A 21,577-nucleotide genomic window follows, 5' to 3' on the forward strand; every position below is an offset into this window, starting at 1 on the left:
AATCAAATATGATTCTAGTTAGTTCTTGTCTTGCGGGGATAAAATGCCGATATAATGGTACTGACAGCTTGGAAAATACCATCCAACAATTAGTTAACCAAAAGAAAGCGACCATGGTTTGCCCAGAGTTATTAGGGGGCTTTTCTACTCCAAGGGAACCAGCAGAAATTATCGGTGGTACTGGAATAGATGTGTTAAATGGGACAGCAAAAGTTGTTGAAAAGTCTGGAAAAAACGTAACAGACCTTTATATAAAAGGTGCCTATCAAACGTTGAAGATGGCAAAAGATTTGAATGCAACATACATAGTATTAAAAGAGGCAAGCCCATCATGCGGGTCCCAAATGATTTACAATGGCAATTTTCAAAATGAAAAAATTCCTGGAGAGGGTGTTACCTCTGCCTTGTTAACAAATGAAGGTTTTAAAGTTATCTCAGAGAAGGAATTGGCAAAGCTTAAACTATTGAGCTAGCCATATTGGATGACGTTATTTCTATTCTTAAGATTCTTAAACGACTTAGATAGTGAGGTAATTTAGTGAATGAGAAAAACTCGATTTTAGCAATCCTTATCTTAACGAGCAGCATAATTCATAGAACCTTCTACAATAGAAAAAACAAAAAAGAATACCCCAAATAAATAAGGTACTATTTCCCCATGTAAATAACGATAATAGAGTGTAAAATTACACTTAATTACAATTTATCCCACTATTAAGGGATAACCCTTCTCATCATTAAGAGAAATATAAAGAAAAGATAGATAAATGATAGTTTCCATGAATGATCTAGTCAAGTAATGATGTAGAAATTCCCTCTAATGGGATTTAGTTATACAAGGAGGTTTGCATGAAACATTATGCTTTGAATGACGAGATGAGTGAGTACTTAAAATTTATTTATAGATATCTTTTACAAAAAGGAGCAAGTAAACATGATGCTGAAGATATTATCCAGGAGACCATTTATCGGTTTCTTTCACAAGAACAGTCTAACGAGATTAGGAATGTGAACGCTTGGTTTTTTAAGGTGGCATTAAATCAATTTTACGATACTCGCAGAAATTATGATAAGCAAAGGAAGATTTTGCTTAAGCATGAGATTAATAGATGGATAGAAGAACAAACTCCTGAAGCCTCGACTTTAAAAAGTGAGGAATCACAAGATATACATAGCATTCTTAATAAGCTTAAACCAAGACACAAGCAATTTCTTCTTTTAAAATATACTGTAGGGTTAAAATTGACAGAAATAGCGGAGCTTTTTCAATTAAAAGTCAGCTCAACCAAAACCATTCTTCACCGGGCAAGACAGGAATTCATAAAGGAATATGCTCATTATCAGAAAATCAATGGTTAACAATGCAACAGTTATGTTTCTATTAAGAATTTGATAGTCTCATATCAATATAAATATTTAGAAGGAAGTAAGTACATCCTATGAACTTAAACGGATTCTTTAGACCCAATTCAACTTTTAAAAACTGGGTCGATAATCATTTTTAGAGGTGAGTAATATGATATTGGATCTAATAGGGGAGCAGAAAATGGATCCTATAGCAGGGATGCTGTATTCAATGGTTGAGGGTAATTTTCACCGTCTTAAATCAATTGTAAAAGATATGGATCAGGAAGAATTAGATTATAAAGGGCCAAATCATATCTACAATAGTACAGCACAACTATTAAGACATTTAGCTTTTGTCGATCTTAATTGGATATATCGAATCAAGAATGAACCAATGCCAAAGTCTCTTAACGAAAAATATGGACCAATGGTTGATGAAAATAATCAGATTCCTTTAATCAAAGGAATTTCTTTAGAAAAACTATTAAACGATTATGATGAAATCTTTCATATGCTTAAGGGTCTCTGCTTTTGCTTGACAGACAATGATTTGAAAAAGACAGTAGAGTATGAAGGGGGAAAAAAAGCAACAGTACAATGGGGGCTATGGCATATCGCTGACCATAATAGATATCATCAGGCCCATATCAATCAGCTTCGTAAATGGTTTTTAGAGCAGTAGGATATTGTTGCTTCCATAATACAATGATGAGGGGGAATACATACTGTCTAAGTCTACAACAGAAACATATAATTTATTAGCTAAAACCTATGAAAAAGACATCGATATGGACAGCCCTTTTAATGCCGACTATGAACGGCCGGCAATGATGAAACAAATTCCTGAGCGATTGAGCGGAGTTCGTGTTTTAGATGCAGGATGTTCTGCTGGTTGGTATTCAGAAGCATTGGCTGATCGAGGAGCAAATGTTACTGGTATTGATATAAGTAAAGAAATGATAAACACAGCAAAGCGAAGACTAAAGGGGAAAGCAGCTGTTCTATGTCATGACTTAGAAAAAGCTTTACCATTTCCAGATCATGAGTTTGATATCATTGTTAGTTCATTAACCCTTCATTACTTAAAAGATTGGGAAAATACTTTCACCGAATTTCAAAGAGTTTTAAAGCCGAATGGGATGTTTTTATTTTCGACTCATCATCCTTTTATGGATTTTACTAGGTTTAATTGTGATAATTACTTTCAAAAAAACCTTTTAATAGATAAGTGGAATAAACCGGGTATAACAATTGATGTACAATTTTATAGGAGAGCTCTGCAGGATATCATTTCCGTGACCTCTCATTTTTTTTCGATTGAGAAATTAATCGAACCCCAACCAGAAGAAGCATTTAAAGAAAAAAATCCAGACTCTTATCATTATTTAATGACAAATCCTCATTTTTTAATCATTCAAGCAAGGGTTAGAAATTAAAGAATTATCTAACTGGAAGTGTAAGTTTTTTAGGTTGATCTAAAGAAATTTGGGGGCTTTTTCAGCTTATTTAGAAAAGTGTGTGACTCTTCATACATCAAATAAAATATGTTTCTTTTGTGCTCTATCTTTTAAACTATTAAATCTAAAATATATTCCTTTTATTAGGCGTATTCTATCAATTTAAGACATTTTTCTATTTATTTCTTCCTTTTTAATAAAATTCCGATTATTATAAAAAAACAAATTAATTTACTAGAATAATAGTTTGGGAGGAATTTTGTGATAAAAAAGAAGAATTGGAAAACTGTTATAGGTATATTGTCCTTCAGTGCTATATTAGTTGGCACTGGTACTGGAACAGCTTATGGTCAAACACTAGATGCAGTATTTAAATTAAACCCGGAAGTAAAAGTTGAATGGAAGCAGGACAATAAGACGTTCTTAAGGGGAATACTTACTTCTGATAAAGTAAAGTCAGAAAAAGATGTGAAAAGCTTTTTGAAAATCAATCAAGAGGTTTTTGGTGTAGACCCGGATTCTAACCTAGTTCTTTTAGAGAAAGAGACAGACGACCTTGGTATGACACACTATGTTTATCAACCAAGTATACAAAATGTGCCAATTTCTAAAGCAAAGGTAATTGTACATACCGACAAAAATGGCAATGTTGTTGCAACAAATGGTGAATTTCATGAGAATGCACCAAAGAAGCTAGAGCAAAGCAAGAAATTGTCTGAAAATAAGGCTTTATCTATTGCTTGGACCCATATTGATGTCGACAGAAAAGATTCATCAAAAAATCTAAAAACTGTAGATGCTGAAAAAAATACCTTAACAGAAAAGTCTGATTTAGTCGTTTATCATGATGATGGTACATATACACTTGCTTATCATATACAGCTTCAATTCCCTGAGCCCTATCCTGCTAATTGGCAAATCTGGGTAAACGCTGAAAATGGTAAAATTTTAAAATCTGTAAATAAAGTTAAAGAAGCTGCTGGTTCAGGTACAGGTGTACTTGGGGATTCAAAATCATTAAATACTCATTTTGAAAATAATACTTATTATTTAGTAGATTCGACAAAACAGATGGATGGTAGAATTTATACGTTAGATAACCGTAATGGCGGATTTAATAGTTTGCCTGGTTATGATATTACAGACTCAGATAACAGATTTACTGAAACCAGCCAAAGAGCTGCAGTAGATGCTCATCATTATGCTGGAAAAGTTTTTGATTACTACTACAATAAGTTTGGCAGAGTGAGCTATGATGGCAATGGTTCTGATATTATTTCGACAGTTCACTTTGACACTAATTATAACAATGCAGCATGGATCGGAAATCAAATGATTTATGGTGATGGAGATGGGAAGGTTTTTGCCCCTTTATCAGGAGCTATTGATATTGTTGCTCATGAACTGACTCATGCTGTAACAGACAGCTCAGCAAATCTAGTATACGAATTTCAGCCTGGGGCCTTAAATGAATCGTTCTCAGATGTATTCGGCTTTTTCTTAGATCCTAATGATTGGATGATCGGTGAAGATGTTTACACACCCGGCAGAGAAGGTGATGCATTAAGAAGCTTGTCAAATCCGAATCTTTATGATCAGCCGGATCATATGAATGAATACAGAACCCTTCCTAACACAGAGGAAGGTGATTACGGAGGCGTTCATATCAATAGCGGAATACCGAACAAGGCAGCTTATTATACAATTAACGCTATCGGCCGTGCTAAATCTGAAAAGATTTACTATCGTGCATTAACAATCTATTTAACACCAAATAGTGATTTTGCTTCAGCACGACAGGCGCTCATTCAATCTGCGACAGATCTTTATGGGTCAACCGAAGCTAATGCAATCTCTTCTGCTTGGAGTAATGTAGGAGTTAACTAAAATTAACCCCACTTTTAACGGTCAGTTAAACCTTATGGTTTAGGCTTCAGGAGAAGCAGAGTTAAAAAAAGAATAAGTGTTTCTTAAAACTAGGATTTCCCTTAAACGGTGAATCCTAGTTTTTGCTATTTAAAAGTGATACTGTCCAGGGGTGTATAAAGCCTGTTTTGAATAATGCATTCTTTTAAACCGACATATTCGATATCTTTTTTATGCTATGATTAGAGGCTTGAATAATTCTTCCTAACGTTAAAGCCACAATCAATGTTCCAAGTCCTACTGGCCCGCCTAATAAAAAACCTATTAGAACGGCACTTGTTTCAATAATGATCCTTGAGATACTAAGGCTCAAACCAAATCTATTATGTATAGCGATCATTAACCCATCAACAGGTGTTTTAGGGAATTTTGCCTCTATATAAATACCGATTCCCAAGCCTAATGCAATGACCCCAATCATAAAACTTAACCACTGCATTTCCCATGAAGCTGAAAAATCAATATTGTTAAATACTATATAAATCCAAGCATCCAAAAACCAGCTTCGGATGATGATCGGTATAAAAGACTCTACTGGCAATCTTTTTCTTTCAATTATCCAGGTCAAAAATGCTAAAAACACTTGTGAAATAATGGACCAGATGCCTATGGTTAATCCAAAATGTTTTGTTAAACCCACTGAAATAGTATCCAAAGGTCCAGCCCCGGCGGCTGATAAAATGATTAATGCTATTCCCAAAGCAGTTACGGCTAATCCCATTAAATAAATCCATATTCTTTTCCCCATCGATACACCCTTTACAATCATTCTTTTTCTCTATTATTTTATAAGTTTAAAATGTATAAGGATTCTTTCAACGAAATCTTCTATTAAGTCTCTTTTCTGTGTTTTGTGCCTTAAGGGTAATTCGAAAAACTTCCTTAGAAATTTGGAAACAAGAATTCCTTGCTGATTCAGGACTCACAGTTTGCCCATAGACAGAGGAGTATCGGGCATCGAGCAACGATTTCCTCCATTGAAGTTTACCCCTCCTTATTCCATTATGTAACTTAAATAAACAAGAACAATCCCCGAATCAGCTAAGGTATGACATATTATAGAAGCAGCAATCGACTTTAATTTATATCTGAAATAGCCCCACAGAAAACCGGCAATAAATACTGGAAGAACGGCAATTAAGTTAAAAGGCCAATTAAACATTGGCATTAGTGAGAGAAGATGATACAAGCTGTAAAAAAAAGAGGTCATAAAAATTGTAGGAAAAGGCCCTATCTCTACTATTAATCGTTGGTGCATAAATTCTCTCCAATATAATTCCTCTAAAACCGGATTAATGAAGATAAGTACAAAAATAAGACCGAGTATATACGAGCCATTAAACCCCCAATCCTCCAAAAGCTGCCGAAGTATCACTAAATCAAAAATAGTGTTTAATAGGATAGATGCAAGTCCATAAATTGTAAAAAGACAAATAATACCCGAAATTAAACCTATCATAATTACTTTCCATGATAATGAGTACTTTTTGAAAATATGAGGCTTTTTCTTGTTTTGAATATATGAAATGACAGGGATGAGCAGCAGCCAGCCATAAAAGAGCATAAATGTGACTGGCACACTGTGGAATAAATGCAAGCCTATAAAAATCATGAGAGCAGGACCTATACAAAGTAGTGCTGTTTTATACATACTGCCTCCCCCAAAAAAACTATTAGTGGTTTTTTTATGTCAAAAAGGATGGTTTTATTTTAGCCTTGCTAAATTTTTTTTGTAATCCGCCATCCAGCTTCCATTTTGATACTATCTATCTCGCATGATATTTTCTACCTTGCTTATTAATCATTCTTTAGTCTCGTCAATAATTCCTTCCAAAAGTATATTGCCAAACATTTCAATCCAATTTCTTAATCCTTGATCTCCTCTTCCAGAGGAGTGATTCTGTCAAAGTGTTGCGATAATGTAACCCTAGAACCTGTTTCTTCTATAAGGAAAGTATAAATCGAACATACGTTTCCTTTATTATACTATCTTGATAAGGAAAAGACAAGAATTGACACTATACTTCATTAGTTATGTTAATGATCTCTTTCATCCCACAGCTGAAGCAGTGGGCTTTCTTCGATTCATTCGTAAACAAATCTATTGTTTTATTTATTTTAAAGTGGGTAGTTATATTATCAAGAGGAGGAGATCTAATTGAAACCGAAGTTTAAAATATTTCATAATGATGAACATTTGAGTGAATCAATTGATAAGCTTAGAAACAATGGTGTTCGAGATGAGGATATTTACATTCTCGCTCATGATAATGATCATGTAAGACGTTCAAGAAAGGAAACGGATGCCAATAAGATTGGGGTTAATGTGACAGGAGTAGGCACGGCGGTGAAAAATATTTTTAAGAGTAAAGGTGATAAATTAAGATCTAAAATGAAAGAGATAGGCTTTGACTCATCTAAGGCTGAGCAGCTGGAAGAAGAATTAGACAAGGGAAAAACGTTGCTAGTGGTAACAAATCAAGATGAAGTTAAGTTTTAAGGCCTTGTAAAATTGGCCTTTTTTTATCGTTTCAAAATTAATGATAGTTCTCGATGTCCAGCTCCAGGCGCTATCGGTTCCAGGTAATAAGCCAATCTGTCAAAAAGGTTAAAGAACAACCTTTCTGCCGGCTCGTCTTATACTTGTCGCCGCAGGACTAGCGCCTTGCGCTTTTCTAATTTGTGAAGTGATTATTTAGAAAAGCTTTTTCAGCCCTTCATCCTCTAAATTCCATATTTCCACCAATAAAGGAAGAGAAGAGAACAACCCAACTTAAAGATAATCTCTTCTCTACAATTTAAATAACGTCAGAAAACTTTTTTGCGATCACGTTCATCCTTCAAAATTTCAACTGCTTCTCTAAAGCGCTGGGAGTGAATGATTTCTCTTTCTCTTAAAAAGCGTAAGGAATCGTTTATATCTGGATCATCGGACATGTCAATGAGCCATTGATAGGTTGCTCTCGCTTTCTCCTCTGCGGCAATGTCCTCATATAAATCAGCGATCGGGTCGCCTTTTGCTTGAATGTATGTAGCAGTAAATGGAGCACCTGCCGCATTATGATAAAACAAGGCCCCGTCATGATTTGCGTAATGAGCACCTAGTCCTGCTTCTTTTAACTGCTGGGGGGTCGCATCCTTTGTTAACTTATAAACCATAGTTGCAATCATTTCCAAGTGAGCGAATTCCTCTGTCCCGATATCTGTTAAAAGCCCCACCACTTTGTCTGGAATAGTATAGCGCTGGTTTAAGTATCGAAGGGCAGCAGCCAGCTCCCCATCTGCCCCTCCATATTGTTCTATTAAATACTTTGCAAGAGTAGGATTACAGGTGCTTACTTTTACAGGGTATTGCAGCTTTTTTTCATAAGTCCACATTTCTATATCTCCCCTTTATTCATTAAACTTGCCATGGCCAAGGTCCTTTTTTCCAGGCCCAAGATTCATTTGATGGATTAAGACTTCTTTGTTCCAATGGTCCAAATTTCGATTCGAACTTTTCTTTAATTTGTTTCCCGTACTGGGCATATTGGTTGTATTGCTGAATAGCTTGAGAATCATTAGGATGAGTATCAAGATAAAGGGATAATTCAATCAGTACAAAATCCACTGCTTGAATTTCCTCCAGATGGCTGTAGTACTCTTGAGGTAAAGCTTTACTCATGTCTATTACCTCCCCCATCTTCATAAGGATTTTCATAGTAATCATAAAAAAATTGCCATAATGTTCCTTTTTTTAATGCCTCATAAGGAGAAAACTGTTTAAGATTTGGAGGCTGAAAGCCTAAATACAGGTTAGGGGGAGTACGGTAATATTTTTTTCCGATTGGAGGACAAGGATCAAAAGAACTATGGAAAGGGACGTACGACTTTACTTTTGTGAACGTCTTGGGCTGGTTTTTCATTTTTTACACCTCACCAAATAATTTCTCCTATGATTATATTCACTAATATTTAGATTATTTCTACACTTTAAAAACAGATGAAGAGATATTAAGCAGCCGATTGGCTTATGCTTGTAACTTTAAGACGGGCTTTGCGGTTTTCTTACAATTTCGGAATTTTTTTTCGTTTTCACTTTTTGGAAGGGAAGAAACCTGTAAAAGAATTCATTTTTGTCGATTTTTGTCAAATAATCGATATATTGAAATTTTCGAAGATAACTCCACTGTTTTCGGAGATAAATGTGAAAAATCGTAGATATTTTCCAGATTTCGAAGATATATTGGAAAAAAACGAAAAACAGAAGATGAATTTTTGAATTTTGGGTGGTTGATCAAGAGCAAATAGCGTTTGTTATTGTATGAACGAAGAAATCGTTTGAAATGTGGCCGAAATTAAGCGAAAAATCCTAAATAACTAGTCAAAGAGTATATATAAAGAAATTAGCCTATTCAACCTACCAAAAGTAGATAAGTGTCAATATATTCATGTAAGTCGGTTTATTTAGAAAAGCACTGTGGTAATCACATAATATATGTCTGTTACATATGAGATATTTTTATAAATAATAGATTGGGAGGCTGGAGACATGAATAATAACGATGAAAATAGGAAGGACAAGCAGTTAGAAGAGTATAGGGCAGATAACCGGGGCAAGAAGATGACAACAAATCAAGGTTTACATGTATCAGAGGATGAGCATTCTTTAAAAGCGGGTGACCGTGGGCCAACGCTGATGGAGGATTTTCATTTCAGGGAAAAGATGACCCATTTCGATCATGAGAGAATTCCAGAAAGGGTTGTTCACGCAAGAGGGTTTGGCGCCCATGGGTATTTCCAGCCTTATGAATCAATGGCGCCGTTTACAAAAGCGAAGTTTCTTCAGGATCCGTCCGTTAAAACTCCGGTATTTGTTCGTTTTTCAACAGTTGCTGGTTCGAAAGGTTCAGGAGATACTGTTCGGGATGTCAGGGGTTTTGCGACAAAGTTTTATACAGAGGAAGGAAATTACGATCTAGTAGGTAATAATATCCCTGTTTTCTTTATTCAGGATGCTATCAAATTCCCCGATTTGGTTCATGCTTTAAAGCCAGAGCCTCATAATGAAATGCCGCAGGCTGCTTCAGCTCATGATACGTTTTGGGATTTTATTGCAAACAACAGAGAATCGGCTCATATGGTCATGTGGGCAATGTCAGATCGTGCGATTCCGCGAAGCTATCGAATGATGGAAGGATTTGGAGTCCATACCTTCCGATTTGTAAATGAACAAGGCAAAGCGCATTTCGTAAAATTTCATTGGAAACCAAAGCTTGGAGTCCATTCCCTCGTCTGGGACGAAGCTCAAAAAATTGCAGGAAAGGATCCTGATTTTCACCGCCGTGATTTATGGGAATCTATTGAAATGGGAAATTATCCTGAATACGAGCTGGGCATTCAGATGATTGAAGAAGAGGAAGAATTTAAATTTGATTTTGATATTTTAGATCCTACTAAACTTTGGCCGGAAGAAATGGTTCCGGTAAAAATGATTGGAAAAATGGTATTAGATCGTAATCAAGATAACGTTTTTTCTGAAACTGAACAGGTTGCGTTCCATCCAGGGAATGTTGTACCGGGAATCGATTTTACGAATGATCCGCTGCTTCAAGGACGACTTTTTTCATATACAGATACCCAGCTAATCAGGCTTGGAGGACCTAACTTCCATGAGCTTCCGATCAACCGTCCAGTTTGCCCGTTTCATAACAATCAAAATGATGGATACCATCGAATGACCATTAATAAAGGGCAGGCTGCCTATCATAAAAACTCTCTTCAAAATAATGATCCCCAACCCGCTTCAGAGGAAGAAGGGGGCTATGTTCATTATCAAGAAAAGGTTGAGGGCCGTAAAATCCGCCAGAGAAGTGAAAGCTTTAAGGATCACTTTTCCCAGGCTAAACTTTTCTGGAACAGTATGACTGATCCCGAGAAACAGCACATTATTAAAGCATTTTGTTTTGAAGTAGGAAAGGTGAAGAGTAAATCTGTCCAGCAGCAGGTAGTGGAGACAATCAGCCAAGTAGATGTCAAGCTTGCGAGACAGGTAGCTATTGGAGTTGGCGCTAAGCCGCCTGAAAATATGGACGATTCAGTAGAAAAGCTTACTTCACCAGCATTGAGTCAGGAGAAAACGATTAAAATCCCTGAAACAAGAAAAGTGGCTGTTTTAGCTGCAGATGGTTTCAGCTATCCTGGATTAAATCAAGTGATGGAAGACTTAAAGAAGAAAGGGGTCATTGCTGAAATTATCAGTCATAATTTAGGAATGATTAAAAGCTCAGAGGGTCAAGAGCTTGAAGTGACACATACATTCCTTACAAGTGATTCCGTATTATTCGATGCGATTTATGTGGCCGGCGGAAAGGAAAGTATAGATCTTCTGAAAAAGGAAAGAGGGGCGCTGCACTTTATTCAAGAAGCGTACAGTCATTTTAAATCAATTGGAGCAGTAAATGAGGGCTGCGATTTGCTTACATCAGCAGGAATACAGATAGATGGACCAGGGGTGGTCACCTCAAGAGAACAAGCGAATTTGAATTCTCATCATAAAAAATTCATTGATGCCATTTCTCAGCATCGTCATTGGTCAAGACAAATTTAAGTTTTGAGAAATAAGAAAAGACGTTTTTGCTTCCGCAGAAGCGTCTTTCTTATTATTTCAGAAGTTTAAGATTATTAAAGTGTTAATTTGTTAAAGAGTGTTGCCAATGTTAGCACTAATCGCCATCGGCCATTTGGTTATTAGCCGCCCGATGTTTCCCATTAAAGTACTTGTGACATCTGAGCTTTTTTTCCTGCAATTACACAACCTCCATAACCAAAAATCTACTCCTTCAACAAATTCTCCAGCAATTTGTCCCAATTTAAATAGTTAGCCAATTATACATGAAGTCGAATATTTGGATATAAAAAAAGTACTACCAGATAGGTAATACTTAAAAAGGTTTATTTAACGATTGGAAATTTTTTTGATCAGTTCTCTAATTTCTTTTCTTTCACCGGAAATTACAATCGTATCGCCAATTTCAAGGATTTCATCAGATCCAGGGTTAAGCACTTTTTGACCGTTCTTTTTGATAACAGCGATGACATTTACCCCGTATTTTTGTCTAATTTCTATTTCACCAATAGTCTTCGCAGCACTTGGTGAATCTTTCTCTATTTTAAACCATTCAATGACTAAATCGTTCAAAGCAACTTCAATGGATTCCAATGCCTTTGGCTGGTAGACCATTCCCCCTAAAATGGCAGCTAGCTGCCTTGCTTCAGAATCGGAGAAGGTTATATTAGAAACACACTCTTCATGCTCTTCATCAAAGTGATAGATCTCACGCCTGCCATCATCGTGTACTACCAATGCAATTTTTTCCCTATCCTTGGTTATGATTTCATACTTATAACCAATTCCGGGGAGTTCACTTTCTCTTATATTCATAATCTTCCTCCGTATATGAGAGTAGAATTCTTTCACTTCAATTTTTACATTATAGCTAAAATAAATAGTGAATTCAACATAAGAATTAGTTTTTTATTTGCTCCAATGTAAAAAGTTTAGTAAAATTAAATTTGATGTAAAAATTTTTGATGAATGGAGGTAATAGGATAGTGAAAATAATACTGACGAGCTTTATGTTTATTTTCTTTATGTTAATTTCTCCTATTCATCATGAGGATCAACTTTTTGTTGGTTTGTCAAATGAAATCAAGTTTTCTTCCTTTACCTTTCAGCCTGAATCTGAAATGGTGAAGTCCCCTTTTTCCTATAAACTAAAAGAGGATGATCATTATATCAATCCTTCAGACGATCTTTTCGCATCGGCTGACGAAACGGATTTATACATCCATCCTTTCCATCTAGGAAATCTTGTATACCCTATAAAAATACAAGCTTTTCTTACTCCTATTCATTACCATGCAAATTACCTTTAATTAAAAAATTTCAATTTTTAATTTTTACCTATAAAAGTATAGGGCTATTTAGCATGCCCGAATATGGAAGGTCTTTTTAATACCTATAAGGGCAATATATGTCTTTGCTCAATCCCAGAGGAAACAAAAGAAAATCAGCGGACAACAGCTGACTGTAAATGGTCTACGGACTAAGAGTACTGCTTAGAGATTGCTTCGTCTGTGTGAATCATTTCCTGTGGAAGTAAAGTGTCCATGAATTCAACTTATTATGATTAACCCTCATTTAGAAAATAAAGGTCTATAAATTCCAGCGTCCTCTCCCAAAAGTAAAGGTTTGCTTTATTTGTCATGATTATTTTTTCAAGGAGTGTTTATATGAACATTAGAGAAAGTGAATTACCAGGTATTGGAAGGAAGTTTGAAATTACTACAAAGTCTAAAGAAAAAATCGTCATTATCATACATGATGACGGGAGAAGAGAAGTTTACCATTTTGATTCAAAAGATTCCGATGAAAGTGTGTCTAATTTGACCCTTAATGATATAGAATCGAGACAACTTGCAGCAATCTTAGGCGGTATCTTTTATAAACCAAAAGCCCTTGAAACGATTGAAATGGCGTTTGATGATTTAATTATTGAATGGTTTAAAGTTGAAAAAGATGCAAAAGCTAACCTGAAAACAATTGGAGAACTGGATATAAGAAATCAATATGGTGTAACCATCATAGCGCTTATCAAAAAGAATCAAGAAAAGGTGTTGAATCCCGGACCAGATGAAATCATAAATGAAAATGACACCATAGTTATTTCAGGAGAAAGAACCCAATTAAAAACAGTCATCAAAGAATTACTAACTAGAGGAGGATAAGGATGGACCATTTAGTATTTGAAGTAGGTACAGCGCTTGTATTGGTAGCTATAGCAGCATTAATCGCCGGAAAGCTAAAGTTCACCATTATCCCATTTCTAATTTTACTTGGTATGGCTGTTGGACCGCATGCACCTACAATTGGAATTATTGATCTGAAGTTTATTGAAAGCTTTGAAATTATAGAATTTATGGGAAGAATAGGGGTTTTATTTTTACTATTCTACCTTGGGCTTGAATTCTCGGTCGGAAAGCTCATTAAATCTGGACGATCAATCGCATTTGGAGGAACCATCTATATTCTCATTAATTTTATTTTGGGTCTGCTTTTTGGTTACTTGATGGGATATCCGGTCCTGGAAATTTTAATTATTGCCGGAATTATTACCATCTCCTCGAGTGCAATTGTCGCAAAAGTGCTTGTTGATCTAAAAAGAACAGCTAACCCTGAAACTGAATTGATCTTGGGTATCATCATGTTTGAAGATATATTTCTTGCCGTTTATCTTTCCGTCATCTCAGGGTTAGTGCTGGGTGGCACTGCAACCATTTGGGGCTCGCTGTTGTCTGTTTTAATTGCTTTCGGCTATATGATGGCTTTCTTCATCATCGCTAGGAAAGCATCAGGTCTGCTTAACAGGTTATTAGATATTTCATCAGATGAAATTTTTATTATTGTTGTGTTTGCTTCCCTATTTTTTGTTGCAGGCTTTTCAGAAACGATCCATGTGGCAGAAGCGATCGGTGCCTTATTATTAGGCTTAGTGTTTTCTGAAACAGAGCATAGGGACAGAATTGAACACTTAGTCGTTCCATTTAGGGATTTCTTTGGTGCCCTCTTTTTCTTTAGCTTTGGGTTGAGTATTGATCCTCTTACTTTAGGAGATGCATTTTGGCTGGCAATTGGAGCGGTGATTATCACTATTATTGGTAACTTTACAGCTGGAATGATTGCCGGAAGAAAAAGCGGGTTGTCACATAAGGCCTCTTCAAACATAGGGCTGACAATTGTATCAAGAGGTGAATTCTCTATTATCATGGCTAACTTAGGAATCGCAGGAGGGTTAATGCCTATTTTAAAGCCATTTTCTGCACTTTATGTGTTAATCCTAGCCATTTTAGGACCGCTCTTAACCAAAGAATCAAAGCATATTTACTCCTTTTTAAACAACATATTCAAGTGGAATACAAAAGGTAAAAGAAAGTCCGGAGAAAATTCTTATTAGATGCACTAATAAGTAAGAAAAAAAGCTTATTTGTGCAAGTGTAAACGTAATTTAGGGAATCAAATCAAGTAAAATTGTTTTATTGAACTTGTTTTTAACAGGAGAGTAAAGGAAGATGCTCGGTTTTAAATCCCTTCCTAATTTTCATAGAATACTGAGTTCCGTAATGGGGTAAAAGGGATTATGAAAGATGAGAAGTCTGAAAAAGATAAATAAAATTGCGAAGTATTTCAAAAAGGCAGCATCTCTTTCATTTGAGATGCTGCCTTTTTTATCAGTTTAAGTTAAAGGGTGCTGCCGCTGCTTGAGCTCCGTGTAAAGCCTTAACTGAGTTTTATAACTGTATCTATATTAGTCAAACGCGGTCCTTTTGTTCTTCTTTAACCTCGTGGATATAGAAATAGCTAATAGCCGCTTGATCCTAAAAGAAAACAAAATAGATAATCGCAGCTAAAACAATTCGATAAGTGGCAAACGGAACAAGTTTAATTTTGTTAATCAGCTTTAGGAAGAAACGGATTGAGATTAGCGCGAATACAAATGCTGTTATAAAGCCTGCTGCAAAAAAGGGCATTGCATCCATTGAAAAATATTGCCAGTTTTTCAACAAGGATAGAAAGCTTGCTCCAGCCATAATCGGAACAGCCATAATAAATGTAAAGTCGGCAGCTGCTTTGTGGCTCATTCCGAGTAAAACACCGCCTGAAATCGTCGACCCCGACCGTGAAAAACCAGGCCATAAGGAAAAGCATTGGATCAATCCAACTGACAAAGCTTGTTTATATGTAATTTGGTCAACTGTATTGGTTTTTGGTTTTTTAGGTCCAAAATAGTCTGCAGCAATCATAAAAAAAGCTCCGATAACTAAACCAATTAAAACCGTTTCAATAGAAAATAAATTTTCATCAATAAAATCTTCAAATAACACTCCTAAAATACCAGCAGGTAACAGGCCTACAATAACCTGAGTGAGTTTAAGATGAGAGGTCCCTTGATGGTTCCCTTCCTTTTTTCTTCCAAGTCCGAGCATTTCGATAAAACGATTTCTATAGATGACAACAACAGCAAGGATGGAACCAAGCTGGATAACAACCTTAAACGTATTTGCTACATATTTTGTTAAAAATGCTTCAGATTGAAGCCATAGATCATCAACAATGATCATATGTCCTGTAGAGGAAATGGGAGCAAATTCTGTTAACCCCTCAACCATCCCTAAAATAATTGCTTTTATGAGATTAAGAAAATCCATTATGTATTATCTCCTTCATTATTGTGTAATAGATTTAGTTTATCTCACCCTTAACGGGCAAGTAAACCCGAACTGCCTTAATATAAAGGAACCAAAAGCTAGGTTTGGGATAATCCCCGTATTTTCAAGGGCTTTTGTACTTATCCCGTATATTCTAGGACGAAGAGGTGGGATAACCTCTTCGTATTAAAAACATTCCCAATCGATTTAACTCTATGAATCTTATTGTAAGGATACTTTATGCTTATTTTCTTTTCTTTATAAAGAGCCAAATAAAAATAATCAAGGCAACTGCGATTAAGGCATAAACAATATTAGAATAAATATCCATAATTTGAACAATTTCTTCCCATGATTCGCCAACCGCTGCTCCTACATTGACTAGAACAATATTCCAAATAAGTGTTCCAATCGTTGTAAAAAGAAGAAACAGCCCAAAATTCATTTGCGAAACACCAGCAGGAATAGAAATCAAACTTCTAATAAGTGGAACCATTCTGCAAAATAGAACGGTCCAGTATCCATATTTATCAAACCAGGCATCTGCGCGCCGAATATCTTCCTTTTTAACTCTGAGAATATGACCCCAGCGATCGACGATAGCTTCTAATCTATCAACGTTTAGTAAGTAACCAATCCAAAATAGAATGATTGCCCCCGCTACAGAGCCCGCGGTAGACCATATAACCACTCCGAGAATAGTAAGCTCGGATCTAGTTGTCATATACCCTCCGAATGTGAGAATGACTTCCGAAGGGATAGGTGGAAAGACATTTTCCAGGGCAATCATAAGAAATATTCCTAAATAGCCAAATTGCTGCATAAAATCTGTGATCCAGTTCTCCATTGTTTCCTCCCGTATTTAAAAAAGTACTTTCTTAATGTTTCTTAAGTAGTGATGGCGAATAAAAAAGAAATAAAGGATTTGTACGATTGTAAAACCGCTTAATACAAAGGCCATCTCACCGGCAATTGATAAATAAAAATAGCTTTGCAGGGCAGTAAATGCGAAAACACTATGTATGACGGCTATTGCGATCGGTGCAAAAAACAAAAGTTTGAGCTGTCTAGTAACAATTCTATTTAATTCTTTTTCAGTCAATCCCATCTTAGCAAGGGAAAGATATTGCCGTCTATCATATTCTAAATCTGCATATAAACGGAAGTAAAGAAAACTTCCCGCAGCTATGAAAAATACTGTTCCAACAAGCAATGCTACAAAAAACATTGTCTGAAATAAGGTTCTTTGTATATCGATTAAGGTCCCGCTTACTGCAATAGCATAAGGTTTATTTGAGCTATACAGGATTTTTCCATTATCCGAGATTTGTTCAGCAATTCCGCTCGTTCTTTCAAAATCATCCATATAAAATCCAGTATAATGATCGACTTTTACAGGGGTATTAATCTGCTTAAATTGGCGGTCGCTTATGATTAAACCTCCAGAATTATAGTTATCTTCTACATCAATCAATAGATAATCCGGTATTGCTACGTGTTTAGAATAGCCGAGTGTTTCAAAATTCATTTTGTTAGAGGTGAAGGTGACTGAAATGTCTTCCATTTCCTTGCTGGATTTTAGTTCCTGTTTTGAAGTAAGAACGACAAGAGCTTGATTTTCTTTTAAAGGTTGATCTGAAACAGGAAATTCAGCCATCATTATTGCTTTCTTGTAATCAGAGAATGAAATGACCGGTACTAAATGTTTTGATTTTGATGATAAAGAAGATTTTGCCTGGACATATTTAATAGGAATTGTGAGAGTTTGATAGTCAAGATTCTTTTCTTCTAACTCCAGCTTAATTTTTTCCATATGCTTTTGGGCGACCCTACTCCCTGCTTTTTCTATATAACTGATTGCGGCTGGATAATCATCATTAAAATGTTTAAATAAGCTATTTGTTGAGGCGAAAACTCCGACTGAGCAAAATGCAACGGTTGAAACGATTGTAACCATAAAGAACATTCTTGCGTTATCCTTAATATGGTAGGCAAGGCTTGATAGAGTAATAATGTTCGTTTTTCTCCAAAATAAAGATCGCTTTTTCTTTAAATACCGAATAATAAAAATACTAAGCTGATTGTAAAAAAAGTATGTTCCGGCAATCGTCATAATACTAACAGGCAGCATCAAAATATATACTGTTTCTGACGTTGCAGTGGCTGATAAGGTATAACTAACTACTAACAGCCCAAATGATAATAACGAAAGCAAAACAGAAGCCTTTGGTTCTCTTTTTGGTCTCTGAACAGATTGGAAGAGATCAATTAGTTTATTTTCTTTCAAAAGAAATGTTGTACAAAAGGAAATGATAAGGAACAAAATTAAAAAGGATACGATGGTAAGAGCTAGAGCTTCTAGTGATAGATAAAAGGGGAGAGAAGAGATCCCGAGAAACCTAGCACCGATCATTAAAAAAAGCTTTCCTGAAAAAAGTCCAGCACCAACCCCTCCTATGATGGCGCAAATGCCAATCAACATGTTCTCCATAAAAACCATTTTGTTTAGCTGCTTTTTGGTCATACCCAGCATTAATAAAATGCCGAATTCGCGTTTTCTTGTTTTTAAAAAGGAGCTGACAGAGTAAAAAACAAAAAAGAATGAAAAAATGTACATGATACATTCAGCTGCAATTGTGGCGAGAGCGACAACAGAATAAATGGTTCCTTTTTGAATAAATGGATTGAAAAGAAACAATCCACAGATAAAGAAAATCATAACAGAAAACGAACTGCTGAGAAAATAAGCTGCATAAGTTCTTTTATTGCGAATGAAATTTCTAAAGACGAATTGTGGAAAGGTCAGTTTGATCCCCTCCTAATAGCGATAACATATCCAGAATTTTTTGGAAGAATGCCTGCCGGTTTTCTCCTTTATAAATTTCATTATAAAAACTGCCGTCTTTAATGAAAATAACCCGATCACAATAACTTGCGGCAACTGCATCATGGGTGACCATTAAAATGCTTGTGCTTGCTTGTGTATGAATGGCAGCCATCGTTTCCATTACATCTTTGGAAGCTTTTGAGTCCAGGTTACCCGTTGGTTCGTCTGCTAAGATAAGGGATGGTTGATGGATAATTGCTCTGGCAATTGCTGTTCGTTGCATTTGTCCCCCAGAAATTTCATATGTCCGGTTTTTTAAAATATGCTCAATCCCTAGCTTCTCAGTTACAGCAGATAATTTTATCTCCATTTCTTTTACAGATGCTCCGTCTAGTGTTAATGGAAGGACGATATTCTCCTCTACTGTGAGGCTGTCCAGAAGATTAAAGTGCTGAAAGACAAACCCGAGCTCATGCCGGCGAAATAATGCTTTTTCTTTCTTATTAAGTATATGAGGATTTTGTCCATTTATCATAATTTCTCCTGAAGTAGGTTCATCAATCGTGGCAATGACATTTAGCAACGTAGTTTTCCCGCTTCCAGAAGGTCCCATGATGCAGGCAAATTCACCTTTATTGATTGAAAAATGGACGGCATTTAATGCTCTGTGAGAAACTTTGCCTTCATAAATTTTTGTTACATTTTTAATTTCTACTATCGACAAATGAAACGACTCCTTGTTCAGGTTAATGTCTTCATTATATAAAGGCATATAAAACGTTGCTATTTCACTATCTTACATTACCTTACAAGTTTGTAAGGTTTCATTAGAAAAGCGGAAATCCCTGTTCTAGCGGGAAAAATCATTAGTCGAGCCGGAGTTTTTTGGCGCTTGTCTTCACTTAAAACTAAAACTTCTGGATTATTATAGAAAAAATTAAAATAAAATTCTTACAGTAGTTCCTTTCCCAGTCTCTGACTCCAGCTCGACCTGGTGACCGAGCTTTCTGCATATTTGTTTGACAAGGTAAAGGCCCATTCCTGTTGATTCCTGAAATCGTCTCCCGTTTTCACCAGTGAAATAAGGATTAAATACCCGCGGCAAGTCGCTTTTGGGAATACCTACACCTTCGTCACGAATTTCTAAAACGGTGGTATTGTTTAAAGAGTAAAACCCCTCAATATAGATTTTTTTGTTTTCTCCCATGGAATACTTAACCGCATTCGTAATAAGCTGTGTGACAACAAAAGTTAACCATTTTTCATCTGAAGTGATTTTTATGGGTTCCTTGATCAGAATATGCGGAAAAACCTTTTTGCGGATAAACAGCCTTTTTTGTTCAGATGCAGCTGAGCGGACGATTCTTTCTAAATCTAGGATTTGCACATGAAAGTCATGCTCAAAATGATCTAGCCGAGAACTATACAAGACCATATCGAGCCCTTTTTTTAATCGATCCACTTCATATCCTATAGCAGAAAAGCGTTTATCCTCCTCATCCTGAATAAGTAAATAGATGACAGAAATTGGAGTTTTCATTTGATGGGTCCACTGATTGATAAACTGAATGTGAGATTCTAATTTATGCCCAGTGTTATGTAATTCATTTTGGAAACGGCGAAACTGTTTTTTTAATAGCTCGTGCAGGCTTTCTACTAATGGGGAAGGTGATTCCTGTTTAGGAAAATCCTCAAGGGAAACTTGTGATCTTTCCAAACGATAGTAAAATACTCGATTTTTTAAATAACGAAAAATAAGATAACCGATGAATAGGGTGAAGCTTAGAAAAGCAGCATACAAACTAGTTGTAATGTTTTGATTTCCATCGAGCCAATAAACAAAGGAAATAATTAGCAGCTGCACGATGTAAAGGAATGAGAGGGGCAGCTGATCGCGAAAGAAAAGTTTCATTCCTGATCACCCCAATTCGGATAGAGACGGTAGCCTTGTCCGCGTATTGTTTGAATAGAATCGTGTATCCCTAAGGTCATTAGCTTTTTCCTAACCCGGGTCACATACACGTTTAATGTATTGTCATCGACAAATGCTTGGTCGTCCCAAATTTTCTCAAGCAGCCTGTCCCGGCTAACTACACGCTCTGCTTTCTTCATCAGTTCATCAAGGATTTTGGCTTCTGTCAGGCTAAGCTCAACCTTTTCATGATGAAAAGAAAGGCTTAGTCTTTCGATATCAAGCATTAATCCTTCAACATCCAATGTGCGAATTTGTTCATTGACCGAATAGGTTCCGAAAGCACGACGGAGCTGACTTTTAACTTTAGCGATTACAATTTCATAATCAAATGGTTTGGTGATATAGTCATCAGCACCATTCTCTAACGCCATTACTTGATCCATTTTACTTTCACGCGCTGAAAGAAATAAAATTGGACAAGTAGAGCTCGTTCGTATCTGCCTGCACCAATAGAAGCCATCATATTTTGGTAAATTGATATCAAGCAATACAATATGGGGGTCAAATTTTTTAAACTCACTTAAAACCGTGTCAAAATTCTGGACAGCAAAGGTCTGATAGCCATATTTATTGAGATGTTCCTCTAGCAGCAGGGCAAGCCCTGTATCATCTTCTACTATAAATATTTTAAACATAACAAATCTCCCCGAACTAATAATGGATGTATGTATTGTACTAAAAAGCTGGGAAAATATCACCTTCTCATCAGTAGGATTCTAATACTAGATGAAGAATATCTGAGTTTTAGAAGGACAGCTTAAGTATACTTAAAGGAAGAGATGCTTTAGTAACAGAGTC

General features: G+C 36.0%; 22 protein-coding genes. 10 read left to right on the plus strand and 12 right to left on the minus strand.

All coding sequences use genetic code 11. The features are described from left to right. Positions 1-8: 8 nt before the first annotated feature. The 5 genes from IC621_RS12420 (at position 9) to IC621_RS12440 (ending at position 4,691) form a co-directional block, all read left to right on the plus strand. Entirely contained in the window at positions 9-473 is a 465-nt protein-coding gene (locus IC621_RS12420) for a DUF523 domain-containing protein (RefSeq protein WP_191158636.1), read from the plus strand. A gap of 376 nt (positions 474-849) precedes the next feature. Further along, positions 850-1,359: an RNA polymerase sigma factor gene (locus tag IC621_RS12425; protein ID WP_191158637.1), complete on the plus strand. Its 510-nt coding sequence runs from the start codon at positions 850-852 to the stop codon at positions 1,357-1,359. A 187-nt stretch (positions 1,360-1,546) separates the two neighbouring features. Continuing rightward, positions 1,547-2,029 carry a DinB family protein gene (locus IC621_RS12430; RefSeq protein WP_224752496.1) on the plus strand — a complete coding sequence of 161 codons (483 nt, stop codon included), beginning with the start codon at positions 1,547-1,549 and terminating at the stop codon, positions 2,027-2,029. Positions 2,030-2,069: 40 nt separating this feature from the next. After that, complete coding sequence (locus IC621_RS12435; RefSeq protein ID WP_396653015.1) at positions 2,070-2,783, plus strand: class I SAM-dependent methyltransferase; 714 nt, start codon at positions 2,070-2,072, stop codon at positions 2,781-2,783. Positions 2,784-3,065: 282 nt separating this feature from the next. After that, entirely contained in the window at positions 3,066-4,691 is a 1,626-nt protein-coding gene (locus IC621_RS12440; RefSeq protein ID WP_318153035.1) for a M4 family metallopeptidase, read from the plus strand. 184 nt (positions 4,692-4,875) lie between these two features. Here the strand turns inward: IC621_RS12440 and IC621_RS12445 are convergent, their stop codons facing one another. Then, positions 4,876-5,478 (minus strand): YczE/YyaS/YitT family protein, encoded by a 603-nt coding sequence (locus IC621_RS12445; protein ID WP_191158640.1) that lies wholly within the window; start codon positions 5,476-5,478, stop codon positions 4,876-4,878. 246 nt (positions 5,479-5,724) lie between these two features. Next, the gene (locus tag IC621_RS12450; protein WP_191158641.1) at positions 5,725-6,381 is read right to left on the minus strand and encodes a CPBP family intramembrane glutamic endopeptidase; all 657 of its coding nucleotides are present in this window, start codon (positions 6,379-6,381) and stop codon (positions 5,725-5,727) included. A 507-nt stretch (positions 6,382-6,888) separates the two neighbouring features. Here IC621_RS12450 and IC621_RS12455 point away from each other — a divergent pair. Next, positions 6,889-7,230, plus strand: a complete 342-nt coding sequence (locus tag IC621_RS12455) for a general stress protein (protein ID WP_191158642.1) — start codon at positions 6,889-6,891, stop codon at positions 7,228-7,230. A 308-nt stretch (positions 7,231-7,538) separates the two neighbouring features. Here IC621_RS12455 and cotJC read toward each other — a convergent pair whose 3' ends face one another. From cotJC to IC621_RS12470, 3 genes are read right to left on the minus strand one after another with little or no spacing between them, the layout of a single operon-like run. Then, positions 7,539-8,108, minus strand: a complete 570-nt coding sequence (gene cotJC / locus IC621_RS12460) for a spore coat protein CotJC (protein WP_191158643.1) — start codon at positions 8,106-8,108, stop codon at positions 7,539-7,541. A 22-nt stretch (positions 8,109-8,130) separates the two neighbouring features. Then, entirely contained in the window at positions 8,131-8,394 is a 264-nt protein-coding gene (locus IC621_RS12465) for a spore coat protein CotJB (protein WP_191158644.1), read from the minus strand. Continuing rightward, the gene (locus tag IC621_RS12470) at positions 8,387-8,635 is read right to left on the minus strand and encodes a spore coat associated protein CotJA (protein WP_191158645.1); all 249 of its coding nucleotides are present in this window, start codon (positions 8,633-8,635) and stop codon (positions 8,387-8,389) included. The genes IC621_RS12465 and IC621_RS12470 overlap by 8 nt, the downstream gene beginning before the upstream one ends. Before the next feature lie 626 nt (positions 8,636-9,261). Here IC621_RS12470 and IC621_RS12475 point away from each other — a divergent pair. After that, the gene (locus tag IC621_RS12475) at positions 9,262-11,319 is read left to right on the plus strand and encodes a catalase (RefSeq protein ID WP_191158646.1); all 2,058 of its coding nucleotides are present in this window, start codon (positions 9,262-9,264) and stop codon (positions 11,317-11,319) included. 348 nt (positions 11,320-11,667) lie between these two features. Here IC621_RS12475 and IC621_RS12480 read toward each other — a convergent pair whose 3' ends face one another. Continuing rightward, entirely contained in the window at positions 11,668-12,153 is a 486-nt protein-coding gene (locus tag IC621_RS12480) for a cation:proton antiporter regulatory subunit (RefSeq protein ID WP_191158647.1), read from the minus strand. A 170-nt stretch (positions 12,154-12,323) separates the two neighbouring features. Here IC621_RS12480 and IC621_RS12485 point away from each other — a divergent pair, with 170 nt between their 5' ends. The 3 genes from IC621_RS12485 (at position 12,324) to IC621_RS12495 (ending at position 14,725) form a co-directional block, all read left to right on the plus strand. Next, positions 12,324-12,647 carry a hypothetical protein gene (locus IC621_RS12485; RefSeq protein WP_191158648.1) on the plus strand — a complete coding sequence of 108 codons (324 nt, stop codon included), beginning with the start codon at positions 12,324-12,326 and terminating at the stop codon, positions 12,645-12,647. A gap of 357 nt (positions 12,648-13,004) precedes the next feature. Further along, positions 13,005-13,499 carry a cation:proton antiporter regulatory subunit gene (locus IC621_RS12490; protein WP_191158649.1) on the plus strand — a complete coding sequence of 165 codons (495 nt, stop codon included), beginning with the start codon at positions 13,005-13,007 and terminating at the stop codon, positions 13,497-13,499. A gap of 2 nt (positions 13,500-13,501) precedes the next feature. Then, the gene (locus IC621_RS12495; protein WP_191158650.1) at positions 13,502-14,725 is read left to right on the plus strand and encodes a cation:proton antiporter; all 1,224 of its coding nucleotides are present in this window, start codon (positions 13,502-13,504) and stop codon (positions 14,723-14,725) included. Positions 14,726-15,146: 421 nt separating this feature from the next. On the opposite strand, the gene IC621_RS12500 is transcribed toward IC621_RS12495, so the two are convergent. From IC621_RS12500 to IC621_RS12525, 6 genes are all read right to left on the minus strand, one after another. Next, the gene (locus IC621_RS12500; protein WP_191158651.1) at positions 15,147-15,977 is read right to left on the minus strand and encodes an undecaprenyl-diphosphate phosphatase; all 831 of its coding nucleotides are present in this window, start codon (positions 15,975-15,977) and stop codon (positions 15,147-15,149) included. Positions 15,978-16,221: 244 nt separating this feature from the next. Then, on the minus strand, positions 16,222-16,824 hold the full coding sequence (locus IC621_RS12505) for a DedA family protein (protein WP_191158652.1): 603 nt from the start codon (positions 16,822-16,824) through the stop codon (positions 16,222-16,224). Between the two features lie 15 nt (positions 16,825-16,839). Then, positions 16,840-18,696 (minus strand): FtsX-like permease family protein, encoded by a 1,857-nt coding sequence (locus tag IC621_RS12510; RefSeq protein WP_224752497.1) that lies wholly within the window; start codon positions 18,694-18,696, stop codon positions 16,840-16,842. Between the two features lie 61 nt (positions 18,697-18,757). Then, positions 18,758-19,528 (minus strand): ABC transporter ATP-binding protein, encoded by a 771-nt coding sequence (locus IC621_RS12515; protein WP_191158653.1) that lies wholly within the window; start codon positions 19,526-19,528, stop codon positions 18,758-18,760. A gap of 213 nt (positions 19,529-19,741) precedes the next feature. After that, positions 19,742-20,716 carry a sensor histidine kinase gene (locus tag IC621_RS12520; RefSeq protein ID WP_191158654.1) on the minus strand — a complete coding sequence of 325 codons (975 nt, stop codon included), beginning with the start codon at positions 20,714-20,716 and terminating at the stop codon, positions 19,742-19,744. Beyond that, a complete protein-coding gene (locus IC621_RS12525) occupies positions 20,713-21,414 on the minus strand; it encodes a response regulator transcription factor (RefSeq protein WP_191158655.1) in 702 nt (233 codons plus the stop codon). The genes IC621_RS12520 and IC621_RS12525 overlap by 4 nt, the downstream gene beginning before the upstream one ends. Positions 21,415-21,577 lie beyond the last annotated feature (163 nt).

The organism is Metabacillus arenae (assembly GCF_014773385.1).
Classification (GTDB): domain Bacteria; phylum Bacillota; class Bacilli; order Bacillales; family Bacillaceae; genus Metabacillus_D; species Metabacillus_D arenae.